This window comes from Cupriavidus sp. SK-4 (assembly GCF_000611125.1).
Taxonomy (GTDB): Bacteria; Pseudomonadota; Gammaproteobacteria; order Burkholderiales; family Burkholderiaceae; genus Cupriavidus; species Cupriavidus necator.
In genome coordinates, this window is the sequence record NZ_JFJW01000174.1 from 1 (window position 1) to 16,782 (window position 16,782).

General features: G+C 64.8%; 14 protein-coding genes. 6 read left to right on the forward strand and 8 right to left on the reverse strand.

The features are described from left to right. Positions 1–111: 111 nt before the first annotated feature. Positions 112–1,740 carry an FAD-dependent monooxygenase gene (locus tag CF68_RS33020; RefSeq protein WP_035827389.1) on the reverse strand — a complete coding sequence of 543 codons (1,629 nt, stop codon included), beginning with the start codon at positions 1,738–1,740 and terminating at the stop codon, positions 112–114. Between the two features lie 274 nt (positions 1,741–2,014). Between CF68_RS33020 and CF68_RS33025 the strand changes: the two genes are divergently transcribed. Next, positions 2,015–2,911 (forward strand): VOC family protein, encoded by an 897-nt coding sequence (locus CF68_RS33025; protein ID WP_035827392.1) that lies wholly within the window; start codon positions 2,015–2,017, stop codon positions 2,909–2,911. A gap of 151 nt (positions 2,912–3,062) precedes the next feature. Next, on the forward strand, positions 3,063–4,025 hold the full coding sequence (locus tag CF68_RS33030; RefSeq protein WP_051591809.1) for a LysR family transcriptional regulator: 963 nt from the start codon (positions 3,063–3,065) through the stop codon (positions 4,023–4,025). Between the two features lie 9 nt (positions 4,026–4,034). Here the strand turns inward: CF68_RS33030 and aceE are convergent, their stop codons facing one another. From aceE to CF68_RS33060, 6 genes are all read right to left on the reverse strand, one after another. Further along, the gene (gene aceE / locus CF68_RS33035; RefSeq protein WP_035827394.1) at positions 4,035–6,716 is read right to left on the reverse strand and encodes a pyruvate dehydrogenase (acetyl-transferring), homodimeric type; all 2,682 of its coding nucleotides are present in this window, start codon (positions 6,714–6,716) and stop codon (positions 4,035–4,037) included. Between the two features lie 193 nt (positions 6,717–6,909). Next, positions 6,910–7,701, reverse strand: a complete 792-nt coding sequence (locus CF68_RS33040) for a GntR family transcriptional regulator (protein ID WP_235205969.1) — start codon at positions 7,699–7,701, stop codon at positions 6,910–6,912. Positions 7,702–7,781: 80 nt separating this feature from the next. Continuing rightward, a complete protein-coding gene (locus CF68_RS33045) occupies positions 7,782–9,560 on the reverse strand; it encodes an FAD-dependent monooxygenase (RefSeq protein ID WP_035827396.1) in 1,779 nt (592 codons plus the stop codon). Between the two features lie 31 nt (positions 9,561–9,591). After that, complete coding sequence (locus CF68_RS33050) at positions 9,592–10,455, reverse strand: fumarylacetoacetate hydrolase family protein (protein ID WP_035827398.1); 864 nt, start codon at positions 10,453–10,455, stop codon at positions 9,592–9,594. A 108-nt stretch (positions 10,456–10,563) separates the two neighbouring features. After that, positions 10,564–11,514 carry a VOC family protein gene (locus tag CF68_RS33055; RefSeq protein WP_035827401.1) on the reverse strand — a complete coding sequence of 317 codons (951 nt, stop codon included), beginning with the start codon at positions 11,512–11,514 and terminating at the stop codon, positions 10,564–10,566. Between the two features lie 468 nt (positions 11,515–11,982). Then, positions 11,983–12,279, reverse strand: coding sequence for a putative quinol monooxygenase (locus tag CF68_RS33060; protein ID WP_035827403.1), 297 nt, complete (start codon positions 12,277–12,279; stop codon positions 11,983–11,985). Positions 12,280–12,612: 333 nt separating this feature from the next. On the opposite strand from CF68_RS33060, the gene CF68_RS33065 reads away from it, so the two are divergent. The 3 genes from CF68_RS33065 to CF68_RS33075 all read left to right on the forward strand — a co-directional run bounded on the left by CF68_RS33065 (position 12,613) and on the right by CF68_RS33075 (position 14,735). Further along, on the forward strand, positions 12,613–13,251 hold the full coding sequence (locus tag CF68_RS33065; RefSeq protein ID WP_035827404.1) for a hydrolase: 639 nt from the start codon (positions 12,613–12,615) through the stop codon (positions 13,249–13,251). Between the two features lie 105 nt (positions 13,252–13,356). Continuing rightward, the gene (locus tag CF68_RS33070) at positions 13,357–13,746 is read left to right on the forward strand and encodes a DoxX family protein (protein WP_035827406.1); all 390 of its coding nucleotides are present in this window, start codon (positions 13,357–13,359) and stop codon (positions 13,744–13,746) included. 65 nt (positions 13,747–13,811) lie between these two features. Continuing rightward, positions 13,812–14,735 (forward strand): transporter, encoded by a 924-nt coding sequence (locus CF68_RS33075; protein WP_035827408.1) that lies wholly within the window; start codon positions 13,812–13,814, stop codon positions 14,733–14,735. A gap of 72 nt (positions 14,736–14,807) precedes the next feature. Here CF68_RS33075 and CF68_RS33080 read toward each other — a convergent pair whose 3' ends face one another. Next, on the reverse strand, positions 14,808–15,371 hold the full coding sequence (locus CF68_RS33080) for an NADPH-dependent FMN reductase (RefSeq protein ID WP_035827410.1): 564 nt from the start codon (positions 15,369–15,371) through the stop codon (positions 14,808–14,810). Between the two features lie 523 nt (positions 15,372–15,894). On the opposite strand from CF68_RS33080, the gene CF68_RS38845 reads away from it, so the two are divergent. Beyond that, positions 15,895–16,533, forward strand: a complete 639-nt coding sequence (locus CF68_RS38845) for a hypothetical protein (RefSeq protein WP_235205970.1) — start codon at positions 15,895–15,897, stop codon at positions 16,531–16,533. Positions 16,534–16,782: the final 249 nt, after the last annotated feature.

The window sequence follows — 16,782 nt, forward strand, 5'->3', positions numbered from 1 at the left end:
GCCGTCAGCACGGTCGTCCCCGCCGGCACCGCATAGCTGTGCCCGCTCGGTTGTAAGGTCACCTTGAACGTCATGTCGTCTGTCCTGTCTGTCCTGTCAATGGGGAACGGTTCAGCCCTGCACCGCCGCGGGCAGCCGATGGCCCGTGGCCACCGCGGCCAGCCGCCTCGGATCCACATCCAGGTGATTGCCGCGCCAGACCACGTGGAGGTCCGGGCGCAGCAGCAGCAGGTCGCACCCATACACCTCGCGCGGCGCCGCGTCCCCGATCTCGATCACCTCAAGCGGGGCGCCCAGCTCGCGCATGCATGCGGCCAGCCCCGACGTCTCCGTGCGCGTGCCACCCAGCCGCAGCAGCGTGTAGCCCGGCCCGATCCGGTCATGCAGCGCGCTGCCGTCATCCAGCCACACATGCGGCAGGCGCGCGCCCGGCCAGGTGGTCGGCCGGTAGCTGTAGCTGTCCGGGTCCGGGCTCTCTCCCGGCTCCGGCCAGACCAGCGGCGAATCGAGATAGCGGTAGCCCAGCTCCGTCCCCGTCTGCTCGTTCACCTTGCGCTGCTCCACTTCCGCGATGCGCACCAGGTTCGCCCGTGCCTGGGCGCCCTCGGCCGTCTGATCGCCGATGTCGGGCCGGTAGGCCGCCCGCCACGTGCGCTTGCCGTTGGCCGCATAGCGCGACGCCGCCACGTTGCGCGCGCCGATCTGCCGGCGCTCGCGCTGGTATGAGCCCAGCAGGTTCGGACCGCCCCACCCGGCCAGGGTCGCCGCAAGCTTCCACGACAGGTCGATCGCATCGCCAACGCCGGTGTTCATCCCCAGGCCGCCCGTCGGGATCACCAGGTGCGCCGAATCCCCAGCCAGGAACACCCGCCCCTCGCCGTAGCGGTCCGCCAGCAGGAGGTGCTGGGTCCACTCCCCCACATACAGCGTTTCGAACTCGATCGGCAGGCCGACCACGCGCCTGAACTTCTCCGCCATCTGCGCATCGTCGGCCACCACCGAGTGCATCGTGAAGTGGCGGCAGTCGTCCTGCACCACGATCTGCGTTTCCTGGTCGTCCACCACGTGGTAATGCCGCCCACGCCCCATCGGAATGCGCGCATACAGGTCGTCGCACCGGAACAGCGCCTGCCGCAACCGCAGGATGTTGCCCTCGCCGCTCAAGCGGATTCCCAGTTGCTTGCGCACCGTGCTGGAGCCGCCATCGCATCCCACCAGATAGCGTGCGCGGATCTCCTGCGCGCCATCCTCGCTATCGACGACGCTCGCACTTACCCCGTCTTCATCCTGCGCAAACTCCGTCAGCTCGCAGCCAAAGCGCACCGTCACATTCGGCGTGCGTTCGGCCACCGCCTTCAGCAGCGGCTCCAGCGTGTATTGCGAGATCAGGTGATACGGCTCCAGCGGCGCACCACCGTCATTGCGCCGCCTGCCCTGCGCCTGCAGCTCACGCACCGACGGATAGGCCCGGTGCAACAGCGGCGGCTGCGCCAGCGAGGTCACGATGAACACATCCATCGGCTCATCGCGCGGATACCCCGCGTCCCGGATCTGCTCCGCTATCCCCAGGCGCCGGTAGATCTCCATCGTCCGCGCATTGCAGCGCTCCATCTTCGGCAAGCGCCCGGGCGCCTGGTTGCGCTCCACCAGCGTGCAACGCACGCCCCGCTGCCCCAGATCGATCGCCAGCGTCAAACCCACCGGCCCTGCCCCTACGATCAGCACCTCTGTCTCCGACACCCGATAGCTCCTTGTTGGCATGCGTCCGGTTGAGTTCTCTAGTTTCATACCGTGGACACGTTGTTTCATTTACGCCAACTCTAGCCACCGCTCAGGGCATTGTCAAGATGCAAAAAGACTTGCCGGCATGAGGCCAGGTGCGGCATAGCCAAGCCCTTTGCCGATCGATTGCATCGGCGAACGCCAGTGATGTACAGTATCACTCTGCGGTCATGAAATCCGCCTGATGATACTAAATTGCAGCTGGGGAAGCAGGCAATCAAAGGAGAAGACAGTGAATCAACCATTCCGCTATCGAAAGCTTGGCTACGTCGCGCTCAACGTGACCAGCCTGGACCGGTCCGTAGCCTTTTATCGCGACCTTGTCGGACTGGAGCTGACGCAACGCACGGACGACGCAGCGTTTCTCAGGTGCTCGTCGGACCATCACAATCTCGTGCTCCTTGAGTCGCCGCTGCCGGGACTTTGCCGGGTTGGCTTTGAGCTGGAGAACGCCCGCCAGCTCGACGATGCCTTCGCGCATTTCGAGGCGCGCGGCCTGCACCCCGTCGAACTCACGACGGCCGAGTGCCAAGCGCTCAGGCAAGGCCGCAGCTTCCGCGTTCGAGAACCAGCCAGTGGCCTTACCTTCGAGTTCTATGCGGAGGTGATGCAACTGATCCGGCCGTTCTCCTCGCCCCACACGAAGATCGCGAGACTAGGCCACGTCGTGATCGGGGCGCGCTCGTTCGACGCGACCTATCAGTCCCTGCTCAACGACTTCGGCTTCAAGGTATCTGACTACACGCCGGGAAGGTTTGCCTTCCTTCGGTGCTTTCCGAATCCCTATCACCATAGTTTCGCGGTGGGCCAAACCAGCGACAACCAGCTTCATCATGTCAACTTCATGGTTTCCGAAATCGACGATATCGGGAAGGCCGTCAACCGGTTGCGCGATGCAGGCGTGGATATCAGCTTTGGTCCGGGCCGCCACTACAATTCCGGCAGCATCTTTCTCTACTTCTCTGATCCGGATGGGCTGACTGCGGAGTACAGCTTTGGCATGGAAGAGTTTCCGGAAGCCACCGCGCGGGAAGCGCGAATGATGGAGCGCGGCAAGGACGCAGCCGATCTCTGGGGCGGCTCGCCGAGCCCGGCGTTTGGTGCGAAGGGCAGTATCGAGCAAGCGTAGCGAGCCGCGCCGCGAGAAGAACGAAGTCGTCAAGGTGGCTCGTGCGACGCGGCCAGCACCGCCATTTCCTGCGCGGTGCAATACCTCATTGCAGGGACACAGTACCGTTCAGTATTCTGTCGTACCAGGGAATCAAAGCGGAAAGGCCAACATGCAAATCAGGACCGAGGACATCGAAGCGTACCTCCTGGTCGTCGAAATGGGCAGCGTCAGCGGCGCCGCGCGTCACATGGGGCTGTCGAAATCCGTCGTCAGCAAACGCATCAGCGACCTGGAGCGCAGCCTGAGCGTCACGTTGCTGCAGCGCTCCACGCGCCGGGTGCAGCCGACGGAAAGCGGCCGCCACTTCTACGAGCAGGCCCGCGCCGCGATGGCGCAGCTGACCCATGCCGCCGAGAGCATTTCGGAAACCTCCGGCGACCTGTGCGGTGAATTACGCATCCTGGCGCCAATGAGCTTCGGCACACTGTGGCTGTCGCCGTTGATCGCGGAGTTCGCGAAGCAGCATCCGCGCCTGCACGTCGTCACGGAACTGGACGACCGCCTCGTCGATACCGGGTACGAGCGCTACGACGTGGCGATCCGCATCACGCGCCTGGCCGACAGCGCGCTGATCGCGCGCAAGCTCGCGGTCAGCCGGCGCATCGTATGCTGCAGCCCTGACTATGCACAACGGGCCGGCGTGCCGGAGAGCCTTGACGACATCGCCCGGCACGCGTGCCTGTCATACAGCAATTCACCGCCGGGCCAGATCTGGGCGTTCCGCGGCACCACGCCGCAAGCCGCGCCCAGGATCATCACGCCGCGCGGCGTATTTACCGCAAACAACGGCGAAGTCCTGCGCGATGCGGCGCTGGCCGGCCACGGCATCGCGGTGCTGCCGCTGTTCATTGTCGCGGCGGAGCTGGCGGCGGGCAGCCTGGTCCAGGTGCTGCCGGACGAGACCCCACTCGACGACGGGGTGTTCGCGGTCTATCCGCGCTCCGAGTTTCCCTCGCAGAAGCTGCGCACCCTGATCCAGTTCCTGCAGCAGTCTCTGTCGCCACCGCCGTGGGAGGCGCTGGCCGCGCGCTTCGCCAGGGTGCCTGCGGTCGCCCGCGTCCTCCCGGGCTGATCCGCCCGCTCAGGCGCGCAGCGGATATGGCTTATCGGCATCGAGGCTGTATTTCTGCAGCGCCTGCTGCACGACCGCCGCACCGATCGCACCCTCGTCCGCCAGCGCTTTCAGCGCCGTGACCGTAATCCAGTAGCGGTCGACCTCAAAGAAATGCCGCAGCTGCTCACGCGTATCGGAACGGCCATAGCCATCGGTGCCCAGCACCGCATACCGGCGCGGCACGAAGGTACGGATCTGGTCGGCCAGCGCGCGCACGTAGTCGGTAGCCGCAATCACGGGTCCTTTCATCGGCGCCAGGCATTGCTCCACGTGGGAAAGGCGAGGCGTCTCGCCCGGATGCAGCAGGTTCCAGCGCGCCGCGGCATTGCCCTCGCGCGCCAGTTCGGTGAAGCTGGGGCAGCCCCACAGGTCGGCCTGCACGCCCCAGTCCTGTTCCAGCAATGCCGCCGCGGCGATCACTTCGCGGAAGATGGTGCCGGCGCCGAGCAGCTGCACGCGGGGCCGCCCGTCACCGCCCTCCTTGCCGCGCCGGAACAGGTACATCCCCTTCAGGATGTCGCCCTCGGCGCCTTCGGGCATGGCCGGGTGCTCGTAGTTCTCGTTCATCACGGTGATGTAGTAGTACACATCTTCCTGCTCCTGGACCATGCGGCGCAGGCCGTCCTGGATGATCACCGCCAGTTCATAGGCAAAGGTGGGGTCGTAGCTGATGCAGTTGGGAATGGTGCCGCCCCACACCAGGCTGTGTCCGTCCTCGTGCTGCAGCCCTTCGCCATTCAGGGTGGTGCGCCCGGCGGTGCCGCCCAGCAGGAAGCCGCGCGCACGCTGGTCGCCGGCGGCCCAGGCCAGGTCGCCGAAGCGCTGGAAGCCGAAGATCGAATAGAAGATAAAGAACGGGATCATTGGCTCGCCGTGCGTCGAGTATGACGTGGCGGCGGCAATCCAGTCGGCCATGGCGCCGGCCTCGTTGATCCCTTCCTGCAGGATCTGCCCGTCCTTGGATTCCTTGTAGAAGCTCAGCTGCGTAGCGTCTTGCGGCGTATAGGTCTGCCCCTGTTGCGACCAGATGCCGATCTGCCGGAACAGCCCTTCCATGCCGAAGGTGCGCGACTCGTCCGAGACGATGGGCACGATGCGCCGGCCCAGCGCCTGGTCGCGCAGCAGCGTGTTGAGGATACGCACGAAGCTCATCGCGGTGGAGAACTCGCGCCCCTCGCCGCTGGCCTTGAGCTGCGCCTCGAACGCCGACAGCGCCGGCACCGGCAGCGACGGCCCGCGCCGGCGCCGCGCCGGCAGGTAGCCGCCCAGCGCCTGGCGCCGTTCATGCAGGTAGCCGTGTTCGCGCGAGCCTTCCTCGAAGCTGAGGTAGGGCAGCTCGTCCAGCTGCTGGTCGGACAGCGGCAGCCGGAAGCGGTCGCGGAACTGCATCAGCGCTTCCACCCGCATGCTCTTCTGCTGGTGCGTGATGTTCTGCGCCTCGCCGGCCTCGCCCATGCCGTAGCCCTTGATGGTCTTGGCCAGGATCACGGTCGGCTGGCCGCGGTGCTGGCTGGCGGCCTGGTAGGCAGCGTAGACCTTGTGCGGATCGTGCCCGCCGCGGTTCAGCGCCCAGATGTCGTCGTCGGACCAGTCCGCGACCAGGGCCTTGAGCTCGGGGGTGTTGAAGAAATGCTCGCGCACGTAGGCCCCGTCCTTCGACTTGAAGGTCTGGTAGTCGCCGTCGACGCATTCCATCATCCGCTGCGCCAGGATGCCGGCCTTGTCGCGCGCCAGCAGCGCATCCCATTTGCTGCCCCAGACCACCTTGACCACGTTCCAGCCCGCGCCGCGGAACTCCGATTCCAGCTCCTGGATGATCTTGCCGTTGCCGCGCACCGGCCCGTCCAGCCGCTGCAGGTTGCAGTTGATGACGAAGACCAGGTTGTCCAGCTGCTCGCGCCCGGCCATGCCCAGCGCGCCGCGCGATTCGGGCTCGTCCATCTCGCCGTCGCCGCAGAAGACCCACACCTTGCGGCCCTCATGCTGGCCAAAGCCGCGGTCCTGCAGGTACTTCATGAAGCGGGCCTGGTAGATACCCATGATCGGCGCCAGCCCCATCGACACCGTGGGGAACTGCCAGAAGTCCGGCATCAGCCATGGGTGCGGGTAGGACGAGATGCCCTTGCCGTCCACCTCCTGGCGGAAGTTGTCCATCTGTTCGGCCGTCAGCCGGCCCTCCAGGAACGCGCGCGCATAGAAGCCCGGCGCCGAGTGCCCCTGGAAGAAGACCAGGTCGCCGCCATGCTGCGCCGAGGGCGCGTGCCAGAAGTGGTTGAAGCCGATCTCATACAGCGTCGCCGCCGAGGCAAAGCTGGCAATATGGCCGCCGACATTGGTGTCGCGCGCCGCGCGCAATACCAGCGCGATCGCATTCCAGCGGACATAGGAGCGGATGCGGTGCTCGAGCTCATGGTCGCCCGGGCTGCGCGCCTGCGCATCGAGCGGGAGGGTGTTGAGGTAGGCGGTGTTGGCGCTGAACGGCAGGTAGATGCCGGCGCCATGGGCGCGCTCGATCAGCCGCTCGATCAGGTAATGTGCGCGCTCCGGCCCCTCGTGCGCGATCACCGCCTCAAGCGCATCCAGCCATTCGGCGGTTTCCTGGGCGTCGGTGTCATCGTTGCGGGAACTGGCTGGGAGAGCTTGCGCCATGGGGGAACTCCTGAGTATCGGCAGAATGCCCCGCGGTCCGTCTCGCGGTACCGCGGGAAAGGGACTCAAGGCTAGCATTCGCCACGCATCGCCGTAAGGCAAGGAATGGCGAACACGGTGTTTCCGCAGAAGAAACACCGCATATCCCACAGCGCGCGCCTGGTAACTGCTCTCGGGGCAGCCGCCCCCTCCCTCAGGTAGCCAGCTCAGTGGGCACTGCTGCCCTGCGCGATGGCCTTGCCTTCACCTTCTGTTGCTCCAGGTACTTCAACACCAGGTCAGTGGTCGCCTGGAAATGCTCTGACAGCAACCGGCACGCTTCACGCGCATTGCGCGCGACGATGGCATTGACGATGGCTTCGTGCTCGGCAGCAACGTCGCGCGCCCGCGCAGCCTTGGGCACGGCGAGAGACAAGAAGCGATAGCGGGCGGTCTGGTCGCGCAGCACCACCGAGAAGCGCCGCAGCCATGCCGAGCGGCAGCCGGCCACCAGCACTTCGTGGAAGGCGGCGTGCGCCTCTTCCCATTCAGGATTGAGCGCCCCGTCCTTGCCGCGCAGCACCATCGGGATCCGCGTCAGCCGGTGATGCATCGCAACCACTTGCGCCTCCCATGCGATATCTCCAGCCTCGATCGCGTCGCGCAGCGCGCTGGTATCGATCTGCTGGCGCACGCGGGTAATGTCCAGCAGTTCTTCCGCCGACAGCGGCGCCACCCGGAATCCCTTCTGGTCGATGGCCAGCACGAAGCCCGTGGTACACAGCCGCGACAGGGCTTCGCGCAGCGGAATCACGCCGGCCTGGTAGCGCTCGGCCAGATCCTTCAGGCGCAGCTTGCTGCCGGCGGGCAGTTTGCCGTTGATGATGTCCTCGCGCACGGATTGCTCCAGCACGGAAGCCCAGGTGCGCCCGCCCAGGTCCGGGGCTTCCGGCAAAGCCGTTGCGGCCTCGTCGGAAACAGCCTTCGCTGACTTTGTTCTCGCCACGGCTTGGTCTCGCAGATGATAGATAGTGTCAAACATTATATATTTTGCGAGACGCGTGAGCGGGCACCTTGTGCTTTTCGCTACGCCGCCTGGCGCCGCCCGCCCGCCAGCGCCGCCCGGCCAAGCATGCTGCGCATCGCGTCTTCCAGGCCCTGCGCTGCGCGCGCATCGTGCTGCCCATGCCGCCAGCCGACGATCCGGTCCGGGCGCACCAGGACGGCCCCGGAATCCGAGATGCTGCGCAGTTCGCTCCAGGTGCCATAGACGTCATGGGCATCGCAGTTCGGCCCGCCGATGCTGACGACTTCGAGCTCAATCTCGAGCGCGGCTGAAACGTCTGCGGCAATGCGGCGCCAGTCATCGCCACCGATACCGGTAAGCAGCGTAAAACGACCGTGCCCCACCAGGTCCAGGGTGGAGACCCGCTCCTTGCTACGCTCCAGCCATGCGTGAGGAACAACACCGCCCGGCGCAGTGTCGGGGTGATAGTAGAGATCCGGATCCCGCGTGCAGGGGGCCCGGCTCCGGCCATCGGACACCACCGCATCCGAAGCATAGACCTGCCCCATTTCCACGCCGTGGCAGTTGAACTGGTAATTCTGCAGCCTGACGGCCTCCTGCAAGGCGTGGCGCCGCTCGCGGCCCCGCTCCGTATCGCCGAAGAGTTCGTCAACGTTCTGCCAGCCCTGCGCTTCACTCTGGCCAGGTTCGAACCCCAGCGCGTTGGCAATCGGCAGCATATTGCGGACCGACTGCATTGCCCGGTCAACCACGCGCCGGGCCACCGGCTGCCGCTCGGCTGAGTAGCTGTCAAGAAGGCTGTCGTCGGCGTTGCCGCGGATCACATGGGCAAGCTTCCAGGCCAGGTTGAATGCATCCTGAATCGACGTATTGGTACCGAGCCCGTTGGCGGGCGGATGCCTGTGCGCCGCGTCCCCGGCGATGAACACCCGGCCCTTGCGCATGTCCTTCGCCGCGACATGATTGATCTGCCATTTGCTGACCGCCTTCACGCGAATGGGCAGCGAGTCGTCGCCAATGGTTGCCCGCGCGCGGCGGATCACAGCCTCTTCGCTGAGATCGGGCTCGCCCTGCGCCGGGTCGTACATGAAGAGCAGCACCCATTCGTTCCACGGCCGCACGCAGATGTACGTACCGCTACCCACCCAGTAGTCGTTGCCCGGCTGGGTCATCCAGTACAGTACGCCAGGCCGATGCTCGCAGTATTTGGCGAGGTCCACCTCCAGCCAGCAGTTGACCGCGGCCCCGAGCCCCATCTGGCCTTCCATCTCGAAGCCGCACTGCGGCACCACCGTGCTGGCGCCACCGTCCGCGCCCACCACATAGCGCGCCTTCACCTGCGTGGTTTCACCGGTGATGCGGTCCTTCAGCACGGCGGTGACCGCATCCGCCGTCTGCGAGATCTCCGTCAGCTCGGTATTGAACAGGAACTGCGCGCCGCGCTCGCGCGCGCAATCCAGCAGCACGGGCTCGAGCAGGTGCTGCGGCGCGTTGCACATCGGCGAGGGGCTGGCCATCGCATAGTCGGCCTTGCGCTGCTCGGAACTGCCCCAGGTCTGCAGCCGCGCGATCTCAGTGCCGGCGAAGCTGGTGGCCCACACGTTGTTGCTCATCAACGCGTTGGGCGTGGCCAGCGCCAGCACGCGATCCTCGATGCCGAGGTCGCGGAACACCTCCATGGTGCGCTGGTTGGTGATGTGGGCCCGCGGCGAGTTGGCCGTGCCCGCGTACTTGGTGATCGTCAGCGCTGGTACGCCGTAAGTTGCCAGCAGCGCGGTCGTGGCCAGGCCGGCCGGCCCGGCGCCCACCATCAGCACAGGTACTTCAATGGTCTTCATGGGTTGTCTCCTCGGATGTCAGGTGTCGGGCTTATCGCGCCGCCCGCCCCCGCTCATCCACGATCGGGTTCGACAGCGTGCCGATGCCCTCGATCGATACCTCGCACACGTCGCCGTGGCGCATCAGCAGCTGCGGCTTGCGCGCCCAGCCGATGCCGGACGGCGTGCCGGCCACGATGACGTCGCCCGGCTCGAGCGTGATCGCCTCGCTGATGATCGCGATGAGTGACGCCACGTCGTACAGCATGTCGGAGGTGCTGGCCGACTGCACCACCTGCCCGTTGAGGCGCGTTTCCAGCTGCAGGCCCGCCGCGCCCGGCGGCAGCTCGTCGGCGGTGACCACCACCGGGCCGAAGCTGCCGGTGGCATCGAAGTTCTTGCCCACGGTCCATTGCGGCGACTTGAACTGGTATTCGCGCACCGAACCGTCGTTGAAGATCGAGTAGCCGAACACGTGACCCAGCGCCTCATCCCTGGCGATATGCCGGCCGCCCTTGCCGATGATCACGGCCAGCTCGCCTTCGTAGTCGAGTGAATCGCTAACCAGCGGCCGCACGATCGCGCCGTTGTGGCCCACCAGGCTGGTCGCCACGCGCAGGAACAGGGTCGGATAGTCCGGCTGCTCGTAGGGCGATTCCTTGGTGTGGTCGGCATAGTTCAGCCCTACGCACAGAATCTTGGGGGGACGGGCCACGGGCGGCAGCCATGTCAGGCTGTCAGCACCGGCCACCGGCGTGGCTTGGGCGTACAGGGCACGCCAACGCTCGCTGTCCGTGCCAACGGCCACCAGCGCGCCGACATCGTTGCCCGCCGCCTCAGGCAGGGCCAGTACACCATCGGCAGACACCACGCCAACGCGCGCGCGCCCATCCAGCAAAAAGGTTGCAAGTTTCATGCTTCAAGCTCCGGGGAGTGATCGCGGGCTTTCGGCCTGCGATATAAATATTGATTGAAAATATATTTTTATAGGTAAGAGGCAAAGCACCGCGGCGCAGCCGGCGCTTCAGGCTTCCGTATTGCGGATGAAGTAGTCGGGCATGTCGGGCCCCCACTGGTACAAGGAGTCTTCCGGTGCAAAGTCGCCGGTGGGCCAGTCGCAGCCGGCGGGGATGTAGTCGATATCCGCCGAGAACTCGCAGAACGAGCCCCAGGGATCCAGCACATAGAAGAAGTAGTTCGAACCCAGTACGTGGCGCCCGGTGCCCCAGCCACGGGAGTAGCCGGCATTGGCCATCTGGGCCGCGCCCTGCCCCACCTCGTTTACGCTGGCCACGTCCCAGGCGGCATGGTGCCAGCCCTTGGCGGAACTCTTCACCAATGCCAGCAAGTGATGATCGCTGCCGTGCGGGGCGTGGGTGAAGGCGATGAGATCGGCCGAACGGTCAGACAAGCGCAGCCCCAGCGCGTCGCGATAGAACCCAACCAGGTTCGGCACGTTGGGCGAGAACAGCAGCACATGCGAGAGCCGGCGCGGACGTACCTTCTGCACCTGGCTGCGTACCACGGCGCCGCGCTGGCCGGCCGGCACGCTTTCCAGCCCGGCCTTGATCTTGGCATCGGGCGATGTCTTCGGGCCGGCCTTGACCTGCACGAGATTCCCGTCGTGATCGAAGAACCAGATGCCTCCGGCCTGTCCATGCGGCGCGTCATTGACGAACGCCGCGCCGGCATCGGCCAGCTGCTGGTGGATGCCGGCCAGGTCTTCGGCATAGCAATTGAAGCTCAGGTAGGCCAGGCGCTTGTGTTCGCCTTCATGGAAGCGCGCCCAGCAATGCCCGTCCGCGGCATAGGCTTCGATCCAGCCCGCGTTGTGGCGCAGCGTCAGCCCGAATGCATCGAGGAAGTGCTCTGCCACGGACAGGTCCGGCACTTCGAGTGCATAGTGGTCGATCGAGTGGACCGCGTACTTCGGACCGGCTGCAGCAGTGGCTGGCTGTGCTCCGTTCGTATTCATCCTTGTCTCCTGTCGTTCTTATGACTTGCCGCGCCTGCTCTTCCCTGCACTCACGTCTGGCTTCGGCCTGGAAGCTATACTATTCAATAAAATATATAAAAACAAGTTTTGCATATCTGTTCGGGCCGCCGCACGGACCGGGATCCGGATTCCGTAACGCATGGCAAAGGGGGAGATCCGGCCCGGATGGCTGGAGACAGTGATGCAATCTGAAGATCATCGGCCCGACACTTGCGTGCGGCGCCGGTGCGCGGCGACCTGGCTTCAGCGTCGCTGCGGCTTGAGGTGCATGCCCGTCACGTCAGGCGCAACCAAATGCCATTGAGAGCATCGATGCGCAGCTGCGCACGATCCTCAAGACGCGAGGGCCTTCCCCATTAACGAAGCGGCAACCAAGCTGTTGGGGCTGGCGGCATTGCCTGCGCGGCTATGGTGAGCGGCGATAGACAAGCATGTGCCGCCAGCCGCTCAGGCTACAAGCTTCATCCGGTAGAACAGCTCAACGCTTTCCACCGCATCGCTGCCATCCTCCTGGAAGCGGCGGATGTGATCGGTCTGCGTATGGTGCGCCTCCTGGGCCGCGGGGCTGTCCCAGTGCTCGACGAAGACAAAGCGCCGCGGATCGTCCTGTTGCTCGAACAACTCATAGCGCAGGTTGCCAGCATCGCGGCGGGAAGGCTCCACCACGGCGCGCAGCTTTTCCCGCAGTTCTGACTCGCGCCCGGGCTTGGCATACAGGACCACCAGCACATAGAAATCGCTCATCTCTCTGTCCTCCGCGCATGTCGTGTCAGCACAGCCTAGCCAAATGCCGGGGTACGGGCAAGCGGATTGGGGATCGTCACAGGCATTGTTCTGCCACCGAGAACAGCATGTTTGGCATACGGCTATCACGCTTGTTCCGATGCATGGCTTATGCTGCAAGGGCTCCACGCGACGATCGATTGCAGCGCACGTGCAGGCATATCCCCCTTGCAGTGCCCCGCGATGTCAGCGCCCGTTGCCGAAGAGCGGGGCTCGCGTCGCGCACGGTAGATGCAACGCCTGCCCTGAAGCGCCGAATAGCAGAAATCCCACCCCTTTGATCTGGAGATAACCATGGCCAGCGAACCCATTCGCGATCCCGCAAAAGACCACCTGCTGACTCCGCAGAACGCTGCCTTCGTGATCATCGATTACCAACCGGTCCAGGTGAACTCCATCGCCTCGATGGATCGGCAGCTGCTGGTCAACAACATCGTCGGCGCCTCGCGTGCCGCCGTGGCTTACAAGCTGCCGATCGTGCACTCCACCGTCAATGTGAAGACTGGCCTGAACAAGCCCCCGATCCCGCAGTTGCAGAAGGTGCTGGGCGATTTCCCCACCTACGACCGCACCACCATCAACTCGTGGGAAGACGTCGAGTTCCGCGAGGCAGTGAAGGCAACGGGCCGCAAGAAGCTGATCATGACCGCGCTGTGGACGGAAGCCTGCCTTACCTTCCCGGCGCTGGACGCGCTCAAGGAAGGCTATGAAGTCTATGTCGTGGCCGATGCAGTGGGCGGCACTTCCGTGGCCGCGCACGAGGCTGCGCTGCGTCGCATTGAACAGGCCGGCGGCAAGATGATCAGCGTGCCGCAGCTGTTCTGTGAACTGCAGCGCGACTGGTCGCGCAGCGAGACCGTCCCGGCGTTCATGGATCTCTTTATCCAGACCGGCGGCACCGCGGGCATCCAGTTCTCCTACGATCGCACCTGACGTGCAGGCGGGCCGGCATGCCGGCCCGTTCCATCATGCGCCTCGCGCTGCGCGGGGCGCCATCCCTCTTCCTTGTCACCCAACACCGTTCAGACGGGAGCCGGCATGGCCGACTACTATCTCCTTTCGGGCCGCTTGTTCATTGCCTTCATGTTCGTGCTGAGCGGCGCCAACAAGCTGATCTTCTTCAGCCACGGCCTGGACGAAGTGCGCTCGCGCAACTTGCCGTTCCCGCGCCTGGTGCTGTCGCTGACCATCCTCGTGCAGCTGACATGCGGCCTGGCCATCGTGACCGGCTACCAGACCGGAATTGCCGCGCTCCTGCTGGCGGCCTTCACTCTGGCGACTGCAGTGGTCTTCTATGACTTCTGGAACCAGAAAGGCGCACGGCGCACGCTGTTGTTCACCGGCTTTCTCGAGCACATCAGCATCATCGGCGGTTTTGTCATCCTGATGGCGGCGGGGCCCGGAAACATCGTACTGCCCTTGCGTTGACCGTTCGCGACCGTCCCACCGTGTTTCGAAGCCGCTGCGCAGAGGGATCCGACAAAGCTCACCCTATGAAATCCGCATTACCCACCCTGGCCGCGGCCTGCAGCGCACTGATGGTATCCGCCGCGCATGCGGACGTGGTCGGGCTCCCGCCGATGAACCTCGGCAATACCAGTTTCCTGGATGGCGTCGCCGGACCGGGCTTCCTGTTCGAGCTGGCCACCAGCTACTACCGTGCCACACGCATCCGCGACGACGCCGGCAATGCCGTCCCCGGCAATCCACGCATCGAGACAGCAGCCATCGTGCCGCATATCGCCTATATATCGCCCGATGTCACGCTGCTCGGCGGCAACGTCGGCGCCGAGGTGCTGCTGCCGTTGGTGTACGCAAATATCCGCCCGGGCCCCGGTACAGGCGATCACAACTTCGCTGCCAGCGACATCCAGTTCAGCCCCTTCATTGTCCAATGGTCCGGCCAGGCGCTGTTTGGCATGCCGTTCTTCCAGCGCATCGACCTGCTCTTTTCGGCACCGACCGGACAGTACGACCACAACCGGCTCGCCAATGCTGGCAGCAACGTCTGGACGGTGACACCCTACTATGCATTCACCCTTATGCCGACCGACAAGCTGGAGGTGAGCGGCAGGCTCAACTACCAGTGGAGCGGCAAGAACACACAGCCGCCAGCCTCACTGAACGCCGGCTCGGTCCAGCCCGGCGACGCGTTGTCGCTGAACCTCTCGGCTTCCTATGCGATCACCAGGCAGTTGCAAGTAGGTGTGGCGAGCTACATGCTGGAGCAGCTCGGCGAGGACCGCATCGACGGCATCCGCCAGGCGGATTCGCGCGAGCGCGTCTTCGGCGCGGGGCCGGGACTGCTGGTGCAAGGCGATGGCTGGCAGGTCTTGCTGAACGCGTACAAGGAATGGGGCGCAAGAAATCGCCCGGAAGGCAGCAAGATCGTCCTGCGCGTGCTGGCGCCACTATGAGTTTGGGGCCTGGCGGCCTCGCGCGAAGCGCGAGTCATGGCGCGCGGCAAGGATGCACCGGCCCGATTGTGCTCAGCCCGCGTGCGAGCCCTCGACGAACGCGGCGAAGCCGGCAACGAACTCCCTGAGCCGCGCACGCATGCCGGCATCGGTGAGTTCGCCCTGCGCGTCGAATACCTGGCCGGCGCGCGCAACCAGCAGCCGGTTGCCGGTATAGTGCCGCGTGCCCAGCGTCTTGAGCACCGGCAGCCAGTCGTTCTGTGCCAGCACCGTGCCGAAGCCCCCGGCCGAGGCACCGAGGACCGCAACCGGGCGATTGCCGAAGACCACGGGAATATCCCCGGCCGGCCGCGAGAGCCAGTCGATAGCGTTCTTGAAGACCCCGGGGATGCCATTGTTGTATTCAGGCGTGGCCAGTATCAGGCCATCGCTCGCCATGACCTGTTCGCGCAACGCCACCACGGCGGCGGGCAAGCCCTCACGCGCCTCCAGATCCGCATCGTAAAGCGGAATGCCATGCAGGGTGGCAATATCAAGCCGGACTTGCGTGCCAGCCTCAGCCTGCGCCGCCCGCAGCAGTGCGGTGTTGTACGATTGCGCCCGCAGGCTGCCGGAAATTCCCAGGATCTGGATCATTTGTCACACCTCTTTTCATGAAGATGAAGGGTACGGCTTCGCTCATTATCGAGCATGATAGAGCCTTGCCGGCGCGGATGCGCTGCGGGCTGCTCGATGGGGCGCAGTCATGGGTCGTTGTCTCCTTGCCGGCATAGGGTATTCCACGTCATACACGTGGCAGGCACAGCCTTCGATGACTCCAACCCGCTTACACTTGAACTCCCACTCAGGTGCTGAAAGAAGCGTGATGAAGATACGAGCGGCTGTTGCCGGGCAGAGATCCGGACCCTTTGCCTGCCGCGAACCGGAACTCGACGATCCACGACCGGATAAGGTCCTGGTTCGGCCCGCGCGCCCACACCACCCCCATCCACCGACACGCCCGTGCAAGCCAGTCTGGCGTTCGCTTGCCGCGGCCTGGCTCGCCGTAGGCGGTCTGCTCGGGACCGCGTCGCACCGCGTGCACGCCGGACAGATATGCGACGCGCCCTATGTCCATGATGGCGGACGGATCCGCTTCGAAGCGGACGGATTGACGCCGATGACAACCATTGCCTTCTTCCGCAACGTCAACGACCTCGAGCGCGACCTTTGTTCGTTCGATCTGGATATCTACTCCAAGTCCGCCCTCCGGCGCTTGATGGGGCCGCCCGTCGAGACCGTGCAGCGTCACCGGCTCGTGATCGACGAACGCTCGGGACAGCCACTCGTGCGCAGTCTGAATGCACGCGTTCAGGCCCACGGCCAGTACACTGAGCTGGTCGGGGAAATGAGTACCAACTCGAACGGACTGCTGCTGTATCCGCCGGCGCTGGTGGAGGGCCAGGTACTCCCCGCGGAAACGTTCGTGTCCCGCTACGACTTTCGTATTGTGGATCGCCGGACCGGCACCACTGTCTCTGATTTCGTTGGTTCCAATGTTCGCCTGACCTTGTCTGAGCGGACAGTGGGTCCGCTGCAGCGCCTGAAGCTTGCCACCGGCACACTGCTCTGCTGGCCGATCCGATATACCAAGTTCGTGGATCCTGGCCGCTTTCGGCTGGTCGATACGGATATCGAACTGGAGCCGACGGTGCTCGACATGACCGACTGGTATTGTCCCGCCCGGCGATTCGTCATGCGCCAGGAAGTTCGCTACAAGAATCAGCACCAGGTTGTCGATGTGGTGGACATTGAGTAGGGCAGCCGCTGAAGGGTTTCGCCATTGGAACACCTGCATTGCATAGCGCCAATCGGTGACTGAAAAAAGCGCCCGATCAACGGGCGCAAACGGAGACGACCACGGAGGTAATGCAGGCGTGGCTCCAGAAAGGATGTCGCAGCGAACGGCTGCGGGGATAGCAAGGCGGGCTGGCATGCCGTCCGGCCCGATGGACACGCCGGCTGTATCGCCCCCCGTGAGCCTGTCAGATTTCTTGTGTGTTGAGGT